Here is a 16,120-nt window from a genome sequence, read left to right on the forward strand (position 1 = left end):
TTCCATTATTGAATTGCGGAAGCCGCCGGCTGGCTGTCGTCGACATGAAGGCCGCATTCGCGTTTCTCGTCGTTTTCCCACCACCAGCGTCCGGCGCGTTCGTCCTCGCCGGGTTTGATTGCGCGCGTGCATGGTTCGCAGCCGATCGAGGGATAGCCGCGCTCGTGCAGCGGATTGGTCGGCACGCGGTTGCCTGATACAAAGCTGCGAACATCCTCGATGCTCCAGTCCGCCAGCGGATTGGCCTTTTCCAGGTTCCGGTTCTCGTCATATTCGATGAACGGAACCTCGGCGCGCGCATTCGACTGCCGACGGCGCAGGCCGGTGATCCACAGATCCGCGCCCTCAAGCGCGCGCCCCAGCGGCTCGAGCTTGCGCACGCCGCAGCAGGCGTGGCGGGCGTCCACGCTCTCGTAGAACCCGTTTGCGCCATACTGTTCGATGTAGGCTGCGAGCTTTTCCGGATCGGGCGTAAACCGCTCGATCTCGATACCGTATCGCTTTTCCGTCTCCTCGATGAGCGCAAGCGTCTCGGGAAACAGGCGGCCTGTCTGAAGCGTGACGATGCGCACCTGCGGCGCGGCGTCGGCAAGCGCTGCCGTCAACACCTGGTCCTCGATGCCGAGGCTTGTGGTGAAGACGGGATTGACCTTGTCCATGGTCATGACGCGGATCCGCTCGATAAGCGTCAGTTCCCCCAGATCGTCGATCGGTGATTTCAGTAGAATGTTCGTTCCGGATGGCATCGGCTTTGAACTCCGGTTTGTGTTGGCTCCAAGACTGGACCACTTCTGGCTCCAGTTGAAACAACCGGGTTCTATATGTGCGCTGCTTGCGACAAAGAATTGTCGCCCGCGGGCGAAAAGGCGGAAAATGCGTTTTTCATTACGCGCTGCGGCGCCTGATCTTTCCCTGTTGGCAGCCCATCGCGAAGAGGTTGAACCTGCCCGCCGAACGCCTCTCGCCAAAGTAGCATCGCAGCAATACAGTTATACATAAAACAATAAATCCGTTACCGATCTCCAAAGCTTAATATGTATCAGATACAGCGCCTTAACCATTAATATATGCACACAAATATTGCAGGCGACAGTTGAGAAAACTATTATCGAATAATGATAATTCAATATTTATATAAATGCAGTAATTCCGGTTTTTCTTTTTTTATAGACCAAAACAATAATATCTGCTTATCTTTAACCTATGAATAGAATCGGGGGATTCTTTATATGTTAAAGCAAGTGTGGCAGTTTTTCTGTTCTTTTGCACCGCAAAAGCAAATCGATTCTTGTCCTTATCTAAGTTCTCGCAAACCTATAACAATACAGCCGAAACCGCTGCTTACGCTCGGTTTTGCTTTGCTTGCGACGACCGCGCTGAATGTCCGCCCGACAGCCGCCCAGACAACGCCGCCGGACGCCCCCTGCCATCAGGTCAGCGACGGCGGCGCGACGGTGACCTGCACGGGAGACGTCTCCGATGGAATTATCCTCTTCAACGGCGCCGGCCCGGTCACCACGCTCTATGTGAACTCCGTAACCGACGATTTGGTGGCGAGTTCCGGAATCTCCGTTATCAGTTTCGTCTCGGAAGGCGACGTCACCATTATCAGCGACACGACGGACGGGCCCGGCGGACCATTCGTCATTTCCGGTGCAACCAGCGCCGTCATGGCGATTACAGCTCAATCGACGGTCTCCGGCGACGTGACCGTCAACCACACCGGCGACATCGTCATGGAAAATTCAGGAGCGATATACGCTACCGCTGCAGACGGGTCGGTCAGCATCACCCACACGGGAGATGCATCACAATCCTCCGCTGATGGAGTTCCATTGATATTTGCAACCGCCTCTTCAGACATCACCATAACGACGGTCGGCGATCTCGCCAGAATTGGTAACGGTGCTGTGAATCTGGGAGGAGTTTCGAGCGGGGGCAGCGTCTCCCTGAACCATACCGGTTCTATTGATTTGATCGGCAACGGCGGCCCTTCCGTCTTTGCTGTCGCAGCAAACGACGTGGACATCGTCATTGACGGCGACGTCAGTATGACAGGCGACGGCGCCCCAGAAATAGTTGCAAGATCGACGGCCGGCGACGTCCAGATCACCCATACGGGGCTTCTGACAGCAACCGGCTTTAATACCACGGGCATAATGGCGACATCCGAGCAGGGCGACGTCACGGTGACCAGGACCGGCGACCTTGCCATGACAGTTTCAGGTATTTCCGATTCCACCGGCTTCAAGGTCGGCGGCGTCTGGGCGTCTTCGGTGGAAGGCGACGTGACGATCAGCCAGACCGGCCTCGTTTCAATGACGGGAGACGGACTGTTCGGTCTGCGCGCAGAGACAGAAAACGGAAGCGCGACGATCCTGCTCGACGGCGATCTGACCATGGACGGGCTCGATACGACCGGTATACTCGCACAGGCTGGCGGCGACGGGACGATCCTGGTCACCACATACGGCGCGGTCATGGCGACCGGAGACGGCTCGACGGCGATCAGCCTTGTCAATGAAGGATCGGGCGACGTGATGTTGCAGGCCATGGGCGATGTCAGCGGCGCTGTCAACGGCGTCCAGATCGTCACCGGGACCGGCGACGCCTTTGTCGAGATAGCAGGCCTCGTCACTGGTTCAGGCGGCGTCGCTGGAGACCTGACCGGCGTCGGCGGCGACGGAGAGGCCAGTTCCCGCGTGACGCTTATGCCCGGCTACGGCTTTGACGGCATCGTCGACGCCCGGAATGGCTACGATCGCAACAGGATCGTTCTCGGCGGCGACAGCGGCGAGGCCTTTTTCGATCTCGCCGAACTCGACGACGGCGACGATGTCGAGGAGGCCGGCGAAGTCTTCTTCGGCTTCGATCCCGTGCTCACAAAGGAAGGCCTGTCGAGCTTCATCCTCACCGGCGTCAACGCCGATCCGTTCGAGGAAGGCGTCGTCGAAGGCGGCGGACTGTTCCTGGCCGACGGCGCAGTCGTGGCGATGGACACGGGCGGGTCTCTCAGCGTCAGCGCCGGCGCCGTGTTCGGCGGATATGGCGTCTCCAGCCTCATGGGCGACCTGATCAATATGGGCGCCGTTTCGCTTTCCGACGGATCGAGCCTGTTCGCCTCCGGAATGGAAGGCGCGAACGACGTTCTGACGATCTCCGGCGACTATTACTCCGACGGTGGTCTGTTGATCATGGACGCCTATCTCGGCGCAAGCGGATCACCGGCGGACCTGCTCGTCATCGAGGGCGACGTGACCGGCGCCGGTTCGACGGCGGTGCTCGTCAACAACGCCGGTGGACCTGGCGGCTATACCGGCCCCGGCGGCGGTATTCCGCTGATCACCGTGGCGGGCCTGACCGACGCGGAAGACTTCTACCTGGCCGCGCCCGTCACGGCCGGCGCTTTCGAATACGGCCTCGGCCTGGAAACCGACACCTGGTATCTGGAAGCGGTCAGCCTGACCGGAATAGGTGTTACGGCGCCCTATATCCCTTACGCCCTGCAGAACTTCGGCCGGGAGATCACCGGCAGCCTGTCCGAGCGGCTTGGCGGGCGCACGGGCTTCAGCCCGGACTTGCCCGGAAGCTTCAGCTTCACCGCCAATGCGGACCTGCCGGGAAGCGACGCGCCGCTTGCGCCTGAGGCAACCGAACCGGCCGCCCGCTACGGCGCCTGGGCCCGCGTGCTCGGCGCATGGTCGGACGCCGACGGCTCGCTTCTGGGCGGCTTTGGCGCTGGCTCCTATGAGGAGACCCTGTGGGCGTTGCAGGGCGGCTTCGACGCCGTCCTTGTCTCCGAAGCCGACAGCATGCTGATCTCCTCCGCCTTTCTGCATTACGGCGGCAGCACGACGGACAGCACCGACGCAAGCTCAGGCCTGACGGTCGGCAGCACCAGCGCAACCGGATGGGGCGGTGGTCTGGGCCTCACCTACGCAACCGCCAACGGCCTCTACATCGACACGGTCGCGACCTACACCCGCTACGATCTCGACGTCGCTGCCAACGGCGCCACCGGCTCGACCAACGCCGACGGGGTTTCCGTCTCCGGCGAGGCAGGCTGGCGGATTGCGCTGTCCGACCGCTTCGGCCTGACGCCGCAGGCGCAGCTTGTCTACCAGAACATCGGGATCGACGGCTTCATCGATTCCTCCGCCGTAGCGACGAGCTTTTCCAACACCGACAGTCTCGAGGGCCGCGTCGGCCTGCGCATGGACCTGATCGGGTCCGGCTCGACGATACCGGTTCTCGTCTACGCCACGGCCGACCTCGTGCACCAGTTCCTCGACGACCCGGTCGCCGACATCAACGGAACGCCGCTGGCTCTGGGCTTCGACAATTCCGGCTACCAGCTTGGCGCCGGCCTCGAGTTCGGGGGCCCGGCGACGACGCTGTCCAGCTGGATCAACGGCAGCTACCGCGCGCCCTTCGACAGCGACAACGGCATCGCCACCTGGGACGCTACCGCAGGGGTGAAAGTCGCTTTCTGAAGAATGTCGCCCGCAACCGGAAAGCGGCGCCCTGTCAAATCTTGTAGTGTGGCGATGCATCCCCTTCCCATGGGGCGAGCGGGTCTGTATGGAGACGCAGGCTCAACAGGCTCGGAGGCGGACTGCATATGCCGGAGAAAATCTCACTCGTCGATCTTCCAGATCTGATCGGGACGGAAGTGGGCGTGTCGGACTGGATAACTGTCGATCAGACCATGATCGACCTCTTCGCGGACGCCACGCACGACCACCAGTTCATTCATGTCGATCCGGAACGGGCGAAGGCCGAAACGCCGTTCGGCGGCACGATCGCCCATGGTTTTCTGTCGCTCTCGCTGCTGTCGACGATGAACTACACCGGAACGCCTGAAATTCGCGAGCGCAAGATGGGCATCAATTACGGCTTCAACCGGATCCGTTTCATGGCGCCGGTGAAATCCGGCGCGCGGGTGCGCGGTCGCTTCACCCTGAAGGAGGCCCGCTACCGGGCCGCCGACATGATCATGCTGAGCTACGGCGTGGTCGTGGAGATCGAAGGCGAACCGAAACCGGCGCTGACCGCCGACTGGCTGACCGTCGGCCAGTTCGATCCGAAGGACCACCCGAACAGGGCCGACGCCGCTAAATGACCGGATCGCGGATCGCCTCTGCGAGAAACCCGAACACATAGTCGGAGAAGGAGCGCCAGTGCTCCACGCGGAAGGTTTCCGCATCGTCCCGCACGAGAACAACCTCGACCTTGCCGAGCATCGTGCGCGAACAGGCGCCGACCGGAAAGGCTTCCAGCGACAGGTTCTGCGGACAGCCGGCCTTGAGCGCGGCCTCAGCTCCCTTGCCCGAAACGATCAGGGCCACGTTGCGGTGGGAAATATCGACGGCTGCGTGAAGCTGCTTGACCTTCGCGCAGGGCGCCATCAGGTCGGCGCCCGCCTCATCGATCACCAGCCACTCGTCCGGGCCGAGCCACAGTGCCGTCCGTTTGCCGTTTCTCGACTTGGCGGATGTTTTCGGCGCGTCAGGCAGTTTCACGCCGAGCGCCCGCGACAGCGGTGCGACGGCTTCCGCGCGCGCCCGGATTGAAAGGCGGCTCGCGAAGGCGGCGGGCGTTATCGTGACGACGCCCGTTCCGGCGGCGTTGCCCTCATGGGGCAGGATCATTGCGGCGGTCTCAACCATTGACGCGCTCCCCCTTCTCGTCGAAGAAAACCATGCCCGTGACTTCCACTTCGATCGTCCGATCCGGCATCGGAACATATAATGTGTCGCCCATGCGATCCTGTCCGCCGGCGACCAGCGCCATGGCGATGGAGCGGCCGCAATTGGGAGACCAGTAGGACGACGTGACGTGGCCGAGCATCGTCATCGGCGTCGGCTGGTTCGGGTCGGCCACGATCTGCGCGCCCTCTTCCAGCACCGTCTCCGGATTTTTTGTCTTGAGGCCGACGAGCTGCTTGCGTCCGCCCGCCACGAGATCGGGCCGTTTCAGGCCGCGGATCCCGACAAAATCCGGCTTGCTCTTCGCGATCGCCCATCCGAGGCCGGCGTCGTGCGGCGTCACCGTGCCATCGGTGTCCTGGCCGACGATGATGAAGCCTTTTTCGGCGCGCAGCACGTGCATGGTTTCAGTGCCGTAGGCGCAGGCGCCAAGCGGCTCGGCCTGCTTCCAGACCGCTTCCAGCACCGCCTGTCCGTAATGCGCCGGCACGTTGATTTCGTAGCCCGGCTCGCCGGTGAAGGAGACGCGGAACAGCCGCGTCGGCGCGCCGCAAATCTTGCCTTCACGCACGCTCATATGCGGCATGGCGTCGTTCGAAAGATCGATCCCCTCGACCAGCGGCGCAATGATGTCGCGCGCCTTCGGTCCCTGCACCGCGATCACCGCCCACTGTTCCGTGGTCGATGTCAGCCAGACGTCGAGATCCGGAAACTCCGTCTGGAGATAGTCTTCCATGTGATTGAGAACGCGCGGCGCGCCGCCGGTCGTCGTGGTCACGTGGAAGCGGTCTTCCGCCATGCGGGCGACGACGCCGTCATCATAGATGAAGCCGTCCTCGCGCAGCATGATCCCGTATTTGCAGCGGCCGGGCGCCAGTTTCTGCCAGCCATTCGTGTAGATGAGATCGAGGAACTTCGCCGCGTCCGGTCCCACCACCTCGATCTTGCCGAGGGTCGAGGCGTCGAAGACGCCGGCCGTCTCGCGCACGGTCTTGCATTCGCGGCTGACGGCGGCGTGCATGTCCTCGCCGGCGCGCGGGAAATACCAGGCGCGTTTCCAGTTGCCGACATCCTCGAAAACGGCGCCCTGTTTCGTCGACCATGCATGGCTGAAGGTCTTGCGGGCCGGATCGAAGAGCTTGCCGCGACTGTGATTGACGATCGCGCCATAGGTGACCGGCGTATAGGGCGGCCGGAACGTGGTGAGGCCAACCTCCGGCATCTGGCGGCCGAGGGATTCCGCCGCGATCGCCAGCCCATGGATGTTCGACGTCTTGCCCTGATCGGACGCCATTCCATTGGTGGTGAAGCGCTTGACGTGCTCGATGGAATGCATGCCCTCACGCACGGCGAGACGGATATCCTTCGCCGTCACGTCGTTCTGGAAGTCGACGAAGGTCTTCGCTGTGCTGTCGGCGCCGGCGCCCCGGGCGCTGCCCGACATGCCGCCCGACCAGTCGATGGCGCCTGCGGCTTCGATGCGCAGCGAGAGCCGCTTCGACTTGCCGGCGCCAAGGGCCGCGCTGCGACCCGCCGCGATCGCTTCATCGACCGTTTCCTGCAGGCCGGTCACGCCGTTGCAGCCGCCGACGGAAACCGAGGCCTGCACATTGTCGCCCGGCAGAAAGCGCTCCGTCTCCGGATCCCAGACCACCTTGCCGCGGGACTGGGAATAGAGATGGACGGCGGGCGTCCAGCCGGCGGAGGTGATCAGCGCGTCGACCGGTATCTGCGTCTTGCCGCGGCCGCCTTCGACGGTCATCGAGGAAATGCGCCGTCTGCCTTTTGCGCCAACAACGGCGCTTGCCGTCATCACGTCAATGCCGAGATCGGCGGCCGTGGACAACAGTCCCTCGCCCGGAGCATCGCGCGTATCGACGATCGCCGGCACGGACACGCCGGCGCGCGCCAGATCGAACGCGGCGGCGTAGGCTGAATCATTGGCCGTGTAGACCCCGACCTTTGAACCGACGGCCACGCCATAATGGTTGAGATAGGCGCGGGCGGCGGAGGCGAGCATGATGCCGGGGCGATCATTGTCGGCGAAAACCATATGACGCTCGATGGCGCCTGTGGCGAGAACCACCTTTTGGGCGCGCACCTGCCAGAGCCGCTCGCGCGGCAGGTCCGGATGCGGATCGGAGAGATGGTCGGTGACCCGTTCGCACAGCGCCACGAAATTCTGCGCGTAGTACCCGAAGGCAGTCGTGCGCGTCAGCACCCGGACATTGTCCATGGCGGTGAGTTTCGCAGCCGTATTCTGCGCCCAGTCATAGCCGTTGTCGCCGTCGATGGTGACGTCCGTGTCATAACGCAGCGCGCCGCCCGCTCCCGCCTGCTCGTCGCACAGGATCACGCTGGCGCCGCTCATCGCCGCCGCGAGCGCGGCGGAGAGCCCGGCGACGCCGGCGCCGACCACCAGAACGTCGACATGCTCGTAGCGGCTGGAATAGTGGTCCGGATCGGGTTCGTCAGGCGCAACGCCGAGACCAGCCGCGCCCCGGATGAAAGGCTCGTAGAGCTTCTGCCAGGCGACTTTCGGCCACATGAAGGTCTTGTAGTAGAAACCCGCGGCGAACATCGGGGACAGCATGTCGTTGACGGCGCCGACGTCGAAGGCGAGCGACGGCCAGCGGTTCTGCGATCCCGCCCGCATCCCTTCGAAAACCTCCTGGACGGTGGCGCGGACATTCGGCTGGCGACGGGCGCTGTCGCGAGAAATGTCCATCAGCGCGTTCGGCTCTTCAGAACCGGCGCCCAGAACCCCGCGCGGCCGGTGATACTTGAAGGACCGGCCCATCAGGTGCACGCCGTTGGCGAGAAGCGCCGAGGCGAGCGTATCGCCTTCCAGGCCCGTATAAATCTCGCCGTCGAACATGAAACGGACTTTTCTTGCGGGCGTCAGCCGCCCTGCGCCCGCGATCCGGTTGGCTCCGCTCATTTCCCGTCTCCCTTTTTGGTGAGAGAATCGATGTCGGGTTTCGGTTCGCCGGTCTTGTAGGTCGCAAGAAACTTGTCGGACACGGTGTCGCGCACGGCGTTGAAGAAGCAGCCACAGCCGTGGACATGCCGCCAGCGCTCATAGGCCAGCCCCTTCGGATTGGACCGGATGAAGAAGAATGTCTCGAATTCCTCGTCGCTGATATCGGCCATGTTGGTCGGGCGCGCGATATGCGCCTCGCCGGCATGGGCGAACTCCAGTTCGGGCCGTTCTTCCTGGCAGTAGGGGCAGTAAATGAGAAGCATGTCTTTGACCCTGAATTCGTTCAGTGAGCCACGGCCGCCGCGGCGGCCTCGTCGATCAGTCTTCCGGTGCGGAAGCGTTCCAGCGTGAATGGCGCATTGATCGAATGCGGCGCGTCATTGGCGATCGTATGCGCAAACACATCGGCCGATCCCGGCGTCGCCTTGAAACCGCCGGTTCCCCATCCGCAATTCACGTAGAGGCCGGGCACCGGCGTTTTCGCCAGTATCGGCGACCGGTCCGGCGTCACGTCGACGATGCCGCCCCAGGAGCGCAGCATCTTCATGCGCGTGAAGATCGGAAACATCTCGCAGATCGCATCCAGCGTGTGGCTGATAATGTGCAGTCCGCCGGTCGGGGAATAGGAGGTGTACTGGTCGGTGCCCGCGCCGATCACCAGTTCGCCCTTGTCGGACTGGGAGATATAGGCGTGCACCGTGTTGGACATGACGACGCAGGGAAACACCGGCTTGACGGGTTCGGACACCAGGGCCTGCAGCGGATAGCTCTCGAGCGGCATTCGGACGCCGGCCATCTGCATCAGGACCGAACTGTGACCGGCCGCCACGACGCCGACCTTCTTCGAGCCGATGAAGCCGCGCGTCGTCTCGACGCCTTCCACGGCGCCGTTCGAGCCGCGCTTGATTCCCATGACTTCGCAATTCTGAATAATATCGACGCCGAGGTCCGACGCGCCGCGCGCATAACCCCAGGCGACAGCATCGTGGCGCGCGACGCCGCCGACGCGTTGCAGTGCGGCCCCCATGACCGGATAGCGCGCCGTCTGCGAAATATTGAGCGGCGGGCAATAGGCCTTCGCCTGCTCGGGCGTCAGCCACTCGTTTTGCACTCCGTTCAGCCGGTTGGCGTGGATGTGGCGCTGAGCGCCCTGCACGTCATGCACATTGTGGGCGAGCATCATCACGCCGCGCGCGGAATACATGACGTTGTAATTGAGTTCCTGGCTGAGGTCGCCCCACAGCTTGATCGCATGATTATAGAGACCGGCGCTCTCGTCATAGAGATAGTTGGAGCGGATGATTGTGGTGTTGCGCCCGGTGTTTCCGCCGCCGAGCCAGCCCTTCTCCAGCACCGCGATATTGCGGACGCCATGTTTGCTCGCCAGATAATAGGCGGTTCCCAAACCGTGCCCGCCGCCGCCGATGATAACGACGTCGTATTGCTTCTTCGGTTCGGGCGAGGTCCACTGTTTGGGCCAGCCCTTGTGTCCGCGCATTGCCTCGCGCGCGACGGCGAAAATCGAGTATTTCCGCATCGATACGTCGAACTCCCGGTCTCACGGCCGATCCTGTTTCGGCCAGGCTATGCTTCTGTTCGCAGATTTGGCGGAGCCATGATGCTTTCTTTGCGACGTTCAGCGCCGCGCAATTTCCGTCATTGTCTTCCAGGCGGACAAATTTGAGCCAAACTTGCCGATTACAAAGGCCAGCTATGGACTTGAGCGCGCAACTCTGGTACAGGCAGCGCAACCGTGAGGTCTTCAGACTTTCGCGAAGTAGGCATTTGTCCTAATTTTTTTCGATAGATCTCGACTGTTCGCGCGGCCGCGCCGCTGAACATCAACCGGAAGGAACGTGACTAAGGTGCAGGTACTTGTCCGCGACAACAATGTAGACCAGGCGCTCCGCGCTTTGAAGAAAAAGATGCAGCGCGAAGGCATTTTCCGCGAAATGAAAATGCGGGATTTCTACGAGAAACCCTCTCAGAAGCGCGCGCGCGAAAAGGCTGAAGCCGTCCGTCGCGTACGCAAGCTGGCCCGCAAGCGGGCGCAGCGCGAAGGTCTGCTCGGCGGTCGAAGCAGTCGCTGAAGCCTGCCATCATTCAAACGTTTTTGCGCGTTTTGCTGGGCGGGGCGACACGTTCGCCGCCGCCCTTTTTGACAAGCGGCATTGAGAGACGATTGAACAGGGATCCCGGGTGAACGCCATCCATCGAAAAGCTGAAGGACGCCTGAAAGCCGCAGCCCTGCTGTTTGCCGCATCGACCATGCTTGCGGCGGCCGGCTGTACGACGACCGGTCCGGTCGAGGTTATCAGCATCGACGAGGCTCAGGGAACGCAGGAGAACATCTCCTCGCTCACCAACGTCATCCGCAACAATCCCAACGATCCGAAGGCCTACAATACGCGCGGCAGCGCCTATGGCCGGGCCGGAGAGTTCAACAAGGCGCTGGCGGATTTCAACAAGGCCATCGCGATAGATCCGAACTATTACCAGGCCTACGCCAATCGCGCGCTTGTCTATCGCGGCATGGGAGACCTGTCGGCCGCCTCGAACGATTACAACAAGGCCCTGCGGATCAATCCCAGGTACGACGTCGCCTATATCGGCCGCGGCAACATGTATCGCCAGGCCGGCCAGACCAACAACGCGTTCAACGATTTCCAGGCGGCGATCAATCTCGATACGACCGATCCCCGCGCCTACAACAATCGCGGCCTGATCTATCAGACGCGCGGCCAGCACAAGCTGGCGATCGAGGATTTCTCGACAGCCATTTCGCTGTCGCCGAGCGCGCCCCTGCCCTACAGCAATCGCGGCCTCTCCTATCTGGCCCAGGGCGACGACGAGAATGCGTTCGCCGACATCAACAAGGCGCTTGATCTCGACAAGACGATCGCCGAGGCCTGGGTCAATCAGGGTCTGGTGTACGAAAAGCGCGGCGAGTTGACGAAGGCCAAGCGGTCCTACGCCCATGCGGCGCGGCTCGATCCAGACTACAAGCCCGCCAAGGACGGCCTCGCCCGGGTCAGCTGACCGGTTTTCGCTCTCGACAATTTTGAGAAAGGCGCACGCATTGTCCGACCCGCGCCGGCGCGCGGGTCGATGCATGGCTTGGCGTCAGTCGATCGACTTGACGATGTCTTCCGTCATTTTCTTGGCGTCGCCGAGCAGCATCATCGTGCCGTCCTTGTAGAACAGCGTATTGTCGATGCCGGCGTAACCGGAGCCGAGCGAGCGCTTGACGAAGAGGCAGGTCTTGGCCTTGTCCACGTCGAGGATCGGCATGCCGTAGATCGGCGATGACGGATCGTCGCGCGCAGCCGGATTGGTCACGTCGTTCGCTCCAATGACATAGGCGACGTCGGCCTGTGCGAACTCGGAATTGATATCTTCGAGTTCGAATACTTCGTCATACGGCACATTGGCTTCCGCCAGGAGCACGTTCATGTGTCCGGGCATGCGGCCAGCCACCGGATGAATGGCGTATTTGACCTCGACATCCTTTTCCTTCAGCAGATCGGCGAGTTCTCTCAGCGCGTGCTGCGCCTGGGCGACGGCCATGCCGTAGCCCGGAACGATGATCACCTTGGAGGCGTTCGACATCAGGAACGCGGCGTCTTCAGCCGAGCCAAGCTTGACGGAACGGTCGATGTCGTCGTCTGCGGCGGCGGCGGTCTCGCCGCCGAAGCCGCCGAGAATCACCGAAATGAATGACCGGTTCATGCCCTTGCACATGATGTAGGACAGGATCGCGCCGGAAGACCCCACCAGCGCGCCGGTGATGATCAGCGCCAGATTGCCGAGCGTGAAACCGATGCCGGCGGCTGCCCAGCCGGAGTAGGAGTTGAGCATCGATACGACGACGGGCATGTCGGCTCCGCCGATCGGAATGATGATCAGCACGCCGAGAGCCAGCGACAGGATGACGATCAGCCAGAAAACGCCGTGACTTTCGGTCGCCACCAGGACCGCGACCAGCACGACGATGGCGATGCCGAGGCCGGCGTTAAGCGCATGCCGCATCGGCAGCATGATCGGCTTGCCGGACATGCGTCCGTCAAGTTTCAGGAAGGCGATGATCGATCCGGTGAAGGTGATCGCGCCGATGGCCACCCCGATCGACATCTCGATGAGGGCCTGTGCGTGTATCTCGCCAACGGCGCCGATCCCGAAGGAGGAAGGCGCATAGATCGCAGCTGCGGCGACCATGACGGCGGCCAGTCCGACCAGCGAATGGAAGGCGGCGACCAGTTGCGGCATGGCGGTCATGGCGATCTTGCGCGCGACATAGGCGCCAACGCCGCCGCCAAGCGCAATGCCGACGATAATGAGCAGAAAACCGCCCCAGCCCGCCGATGTCAGCGTCAGGGTGGTGACGATCGCCAGCCCCATGCCGACCATGCCGTAGATGTTGCCCTGGCGGCTGGTGGTGGGATGCGAGAGACCTCTCAGGGCGAGAATGAACAGAACGCCTGAAACGAGGTAAAGGAAAGCCGCGAAACCTGGAGTCATTCGACAGCCCTCACTTTTCTTTTTTCTTGTACATGGCGAGCATTCGCTGGGTGACCAGGAAGCCGCCGAATATGTTCACCGAGGCAAGCACCAGGGCGATGAAGCCGAAACCAGTGGCGAGCCCGCTTGCGGATATGCCGACGGCGAGAAGCGCGCCGACAACGATCACGGAAGAGATGGCGTTCGTAACCGCCATCAGCGGTGTATGGAGCGCCGGCGTAACCGACCACACCACGTAGTAGCCGACGAAGATCGCGAGCACGAAGATGGCGAACTGGAAAACGAACGGGTCGATCACGCCGTCGCTTGCCGCGTGAGCGGCGGCTCCGGCTGTTTCAGCCGCGGCCGGAAGACCGGCGACAGCGTCGCGCACGCCTGCAACCGCGGCCTCCAGGCTGTCGAGGGCCTTGTCGAGTGCAGTATCGGCCATCATGCTCCTCCGTCTGTTGCGGTTCCGCCGAAATTCGGATGAACGGCTTTTCCATCATGGGTCAGCAGCGTCGCTTTCACCAGTTCGTCTTCGGTATTGATCGAAACGGTCTTGGTTTCAGCGTCCACCAGGGTTGCAAAAAACGCCATCAGATTGCGCGCATAGAGCTGCGATGCGCTGGCGGCGACGCGACCGGGCACATTGTTGTAGCCGATGATACGAACACCCTCGACCTCCGCCACCTGACCGGCTTTCGCGCCTTCGACATTGCCGCCGCGCTCAACGGCCAGATCGACGCAAATCGAGCCCGGCCGCATCGCCTTGAGCATGTCTTTCGTAATCAGTCTTGGCGCCGGCCTGCCCGGTATCAGCGCCGTCGTTATGACGATATCCTGTTTGGCGATGTGATCGGCCACCAGCGCCGCCTGCTTGGCCTGGTATTCTTTCGACATTTCCTTGGCGTATCCGCCTGCGGTTTCCGCCGCCTTGAATTCCTCGTCTTCGACCGCAATGAATTTTGCGCCGAGCGAGGCCACCTGCTCTTTCGCCGCCGGGCGCACATCGGTCGCCGAAACAACAGCTCCAAGACGGCGCGCGGTGGCGATCGCCTGAAGACCGGCGACGCCCGCCCCCATGACAAAAACCTTTGCGGCGGGAACCGTGCCGGCCGCGGTCATCATCATCGGCATGGCCCTGTCGTACTCGTGCGCTGCGTCGATGACTGCGCGGTAACCGGCCAGATTGGCCTGTGACGACAGGACGTCCATCGACTGCGCGCGGGTTATGCGCGGCATCAGCTCCATGGCGAAGGACGAGATCCCCGCCTTCGCCATGGCGGCAATCGCCTTGTCGTTCGAATAGGGGTCAAGGGTCGCGATCACCACTGCGCCCTTCTTGTAGGTCTTGATTTCGGCGTCCGTCGGACAGGCGACCTTCAAAACCACATCCGCGGTCTTTGCGCCTGTCGCGGTCACGAGCTTGGCGCCGGCGGCGGCGTATTCTTCGTCCGGAATGCGCGACTCAAGTCCCGCGCCCTTCTGTACGGAGACGTCAAATCCCAGTCCGATCAGCTTTTTGACGGTGTCTGTGGAAACCGCCACGCGGCTCTCGCCGGAAGTCGATTCTTTCGGAACGAATACAATACTGGCCAAGTTTCTCTCCCCGGTGTTTACGACATGCCAGAACGCCGAGGCAGGCTTTCGCCAACCGTCCGCACACGTCCTGCTGCCATCATCTCAGAAGCATGACGCCGATAACGATGAGAACGATCGTGAGAAGCGAGGAAAAGATGAAGCCCGCCGACGTGAAGAAGCCGATCGCCATGCCAAGGAGGATCGCGATGATGGCCATGGTTCCGTATTTCGAGACGCTCAGGAACCCCTCGTAGGTTTTTTGGTGTTCTGCGTAATCCATATCAGCGCCGGTTTCCACCGGCCCGGTCGATTCTTCAGCCATGAAGATGCTCCCTGCAAAGTAACCGCATGCGTCGGGACGGTCCGGACAGGAGCTGGATACGCCAGTCTATCTTGCCTGTTCCCGTAGAATAGACCCTTCGCATACACGAAAGGCATGGCACAGGGCAAGGCGTCTTTCCCCTGTTATGCGGCGCGCAGATATTTGGCGGTGGGCCGGATTGTGAGCGGCGGGATTTCCTGCTCCTCGTGCGGCGCAAACATCATTTTCTGTTCAAAGAGCTGCGAGCGGAAGAACGGAAACCGCGTGTAGAGCCGCGGCAGGGTCGCTGGAACGTTGACGGACAGCAAAACCGCATCAACATTGTAGTTGTTCCAGTTGTACTGGGGCTGAAGCAGGCGATAGGCTTCGAACACGCGTGTGTAGAACGCCTCATGCGTTGTTTTGACGAACGCCAGGCAATGGTCGACCTTGAAGTAGTCCGTCGCCATGGTGGCTATGCGCAGCGTCAGATAGGGTATGGCGGGAATTTCCCTGACAATGGCGGGATCGGCTGCGAGACGCGCCGGATCGATAATTGTCTTGCCTGCGTCAAGCAATGGATCGAGAACCTCCGGGAACGCCTTCCTGGCGGGGCTTGTGCGATGATCCGGCGTGACGTGATGGATGCGCACGGTGCTGACGAGTTCTTCGTCGTAATACACGCCGAAGACATAGGCTTGCGGATCGAAATCGTAGGCGTCAACGGCACTGTCGCCAAGGAACGGCATGATGTCGGCGGCCAGGAAAGCCTTTCTACGTAGCCGGGCGATGTCCTCGAAGTCTTCGGTGTAGGAAATTCTGCGATATTCCACCTTATCGAGAATACCGAGCAACTTTTCGTTAAAGACGGACTGTTTGCTCGTCTTGTCCATCGGCGCCCCTGAATTGGTAAATAACTGGTAAATGCTACCAGCGTGATTTTATTTAATAAAGATTTAACAATTCTCTAACGAATGAGAATTCATGTTAAGGTTAATTATGCATTTCGAATGGCCGGAGTGAAAATTGTCAGGTTGCAACTTGCAT

The 16,120-nt window shown here is 61.5% G+C and carries 14 protein-coding genes; 4 read left to right on the top strand and 10 right to left on the bottom strand.

Translation table 11 applies throughout. The features are described 5' to 3' along the window. Positions 1-5: 5 nt before the first annotated feature. Positions 6-746, bottom strand: a complete 741-nt coding sequence (locus K1W69_RS18610) for a phosphoadenylyl-sulfate reductase (protein WP_220229915.1) — start codon at positions 744-746, stop codon at positions 6-8. Positions 747-1,358: 612 nt separating this feature from the next. Here K1W69_RS18610 and K1W69_RS18615 point away from each other — a divergent pair. Continuing rightward, positions 1,359-4,493 carry an autotransporter outer membrane beta-barrel domain-containing protein gene (locus K1W69_RS18615; RefSeq protein WP_220229916.1) on the top strand — a complete coding sequence of 1,045 codons (3,135 nt, stop codon included), beginning with the start codon at positions 1,359-1,361 and terminating at the stop codon, positions 4,491-4,493. A 128-nt stretch (positions 4,494-4,621) separates the two neighbouring features. Next, positions 4,622-5,122 carry a MaoC family dehydratase gene (locus tag K1W69_RS18620; RefSeq protein WP_220229917.1) on the top strand — a complete coding sequence of 167 codons (501 nt, stop codon included), beginning with the start codon at positions 4,622-4,624 and terminating at the stop codon, positions 5,120-5,122. Here K1W69_RS18620 and K1W69_RS18625 read toward each other — a convergent pair. The 4 genes from K1W69_RS18625 to K1W69_RS18640 are packed head-to-tail and all read right to left on the bottom strand — an operon-like array spanning position 5,115 to position 10,228. Beyond that, positions 5,115-5,669 carry a sarcosine oxidase subunit gamma gene (locus K1W69_RS18625; RefSeq protein ID WP_220229918.1) on the bottom strand — a complete coding sequence of 185 codons (555 nt, stop codon included), beginning with the start codon at positions 5,667-5,669 and terminating at the stop codon, positions 5,115-5,117. The two genes, K1W69_RS18620 and K1W69_RS18625, sit on opposite strands and share 8 nt — an antisense overlap. Continuing rightward, positions 5,662-8,649 carry a sarcosine oxidase subunit alpha gene (locus K1W69_RS18630; protein ID WP_220229919.1) on the bottom strand — a complete coding sequence of 996 codons (2,988 nt, stop codon included), beginning with the start codon at positions 8,647-8,649 and terminating at the stop codon, positions 5,662-5,664. Before K1W69_RS18630 ends, K1W69_RS18625 begins: the two co-directional genes overlap by 8 nt. After that, positions 8,646-8,954, bottom strand: a complete 309-nt coding sequence (locus tag K1W69_RS18635; protein ID WP_220229920.1) for a sarcosine oxidase subunit delta — start codon at positions 8,952-8,954, stop codon at positions 8,646-8,648. The genes K1W69_RS18630 and K1W69_RS18635 overlap by 4 nt, the downstream gene beginning before the upstream one ends. 20 nt (positions 8,955-8,974) lie before the next feature. Further along, the gene (locus tag K1W69_RS18640) at positions 8,975-10,228 is read right to left on the bottom strand and encodes a sarcosine oxidase subunit beta family protein (protein WP_220229921.1); all 1,254 of its coding nucleotides are present in this window, start codon (positions 10,226-10,228) and stop codon (positions 8,975-8,977) included. A gap of 328 nt (positions 10,229-10,556) precedes the next feature. On the opposite strand from K1W69_RS18640, the gene rpsU reads away from it, so the two are divergent. Both rpsU and K1W69_RS18650 read left to right on the top strand, forming a co-directional pair. Next, on the top strand, positions 10,557-10,781 hold the full coding sequence (rpsU, locus tag K1W69_RS18645) for a 30S ribosomal protein S21 (protein WP_220229922.1): 225 nt from the start codon (positions 10,557-10,559) through the stop codon (positions 10,779-10,781). 109 nt (positions 10,782-10,890) lie between these two features. Continuing rightward, on the top strand, positions 10,891-11,730 hold the full coding sequence (locus K1W69_RS18650; protein WP_370688271.1) for a tetratricopeptide repeat protein: 840 nt from the start codon (positions 10,891-10,893) through the stop codon (positions 11,728-11,730). Between the two features lie 84 nt (positions 11,731-11,814). On the opposite strand, the gene K1W69_RS18655 is transcribed toward K1W69_RS18650, so the two are convergent. From K1W69_RS18655 to K1W69_RS18675, 5 genes are all read right to left on the bottom strand, one after another. Beyond that, a complete protein-coding gene (locus K1W69_RS18655; protein ID WP_220229923.1) occupies positions 11,815-13,209 on the bottom strand; it encodes an NAD(P)(+) transhydrogenase (Re/Si-specific) subunit beta in 1,395 nt (464 codons plus the stop codon). A gap of 10 nt (positions 13,210-13,219) precedes the next feature. Then, positions 13,220-13,639, bottom strand: a complete 420-nt coding sequence (locus K1W69_RS18660; protein WP_220229924.1) for a proton-translocating transhydrogenase family protein — start codon at positions 13,637-13,639, stop codon at positions 13,220-13,222. Beyond that, positions 13,639-14,790 carry a Re/Si-specific NAD(P)(+) transhydrogenase subunit alpha gene (locus tag K1W69_RS18665; RefSeq protein ID WP_220229925.1) on the bottom strand — a complete coding sequence of 384 codons (1,152 nt, stop codon included), beginning with the start codon at positions 14,788-14,790 and terminating at the stop codon, positions 13,639-13,641. Before K1W69_RS18665 ends, K1W69_RS18660 begins: the two co-directional genes overlap by 1 nt. Before the next feature lie 79 nt (positions 14,791-14,869). Next, complete coding sequence (locus tag K1W69_RS18670) at positions 14,870-15,094, bottom strand: aa3-type cytochrome c oxidase subunit IV (protein WP_220229926.1); 225 nt, start codon at positions 15,092-15,094, stop codon at positions 14,870-14,872. A 143-nt stretch (positions 15,095-15,237) separates the two neighbouring features. Then, positions 15,238-15,966, bottom strand: a complete 729-nt coding sequence (locus tag K1W69_RS18675; protein ID WP_220229927.1) for an N-acyl amino acid synthase FeeM domain-containing protein — start codon at positions 15,964-15,966, stop codon at positions 15,238-15,240. Positions 15,967-16,120 lie beyond the last annotated feature (154 nt).

This window comes from Flavimaribacter sediminis (assembly GCF_019492055.1).
Taxonomy (GTDB): Bacteria; Pseudomonadota; Alphaproteobacteria; order Rhizobiales; family Rhizobiaceae; genus Flavimaribacter; species Flavimaribacter sediminis.

Coding starts and splice junctions, on each gene's coding strand:
- K1W69_RS18660 (WP_220229924.1), bottom strand. CDS start 13,639: ATGGCCGATACTGCACTCGACAAGGCCCTCGACAGCCTGGAGGCCGCG.
- K1W69_RS18610 (WP_220229915.1), bottom strand. CDS start 746: ATGCCATCCGGAACGAACATTCTACTGAAATCACCGATCGACGATCTG.
- K1W69_RS18635 (WP_220229920.1), bottom strand. CDS start 8,954: ATGCTTCTCATTTACTGCCCCTACTGCCAGGAAGAACGGCCCGAACTG.
- K1W69_RS18675 (WP_220229927.1), bottom strand. CDS start 15,966: ATGGACAAGACGAGCAAACAGTCCGTCTTTAACGAAAAGTTGCTCGGT.
- K1W69_RS18630 (WP_220229919.1), bottom strand. CDS start 8,649: ATGAGCGGAGCCAACCGGATCGCGGGCGCAGGGCGGCTGACGCCCGCA.
- K1W69_RS18625 (WP_220229918.1), bottom strand. CDS start 5,669: ATGGTTGAGACCGCCGCAATGATCCTGCCCCATGAGGGCAACGCCGCC.
- K1W69_RS18670 (WP_220229926.1), bottom strand. CDS start 15,094: ATGGCTGAAGAATCGACCGGGCCGGTGGAAACCGGCGCTGATATGGAT.
- K1W69_RS18620 (WP_220229917.1), top strand. CDS start 4,622: ATGCCGGAGAAAATCTCACTCGTCGATCTTCCAGATCTGATCGGGACG.
- K1W69_RS18655 (WP_220229923.1), bottom strand. CDS start 13,209: ATGACTCCAGGTTTCGCGGCTTTCCTTTACCTCGTTTCAGGCGTTCTG.
- K1W69_RS18640 (WP_220229921.1), bottom strand. CDS start 10,228: ATGCGGAAATACTCGATTTTCGCCGTCGCGCGCGAGGCAATGCGCGGA.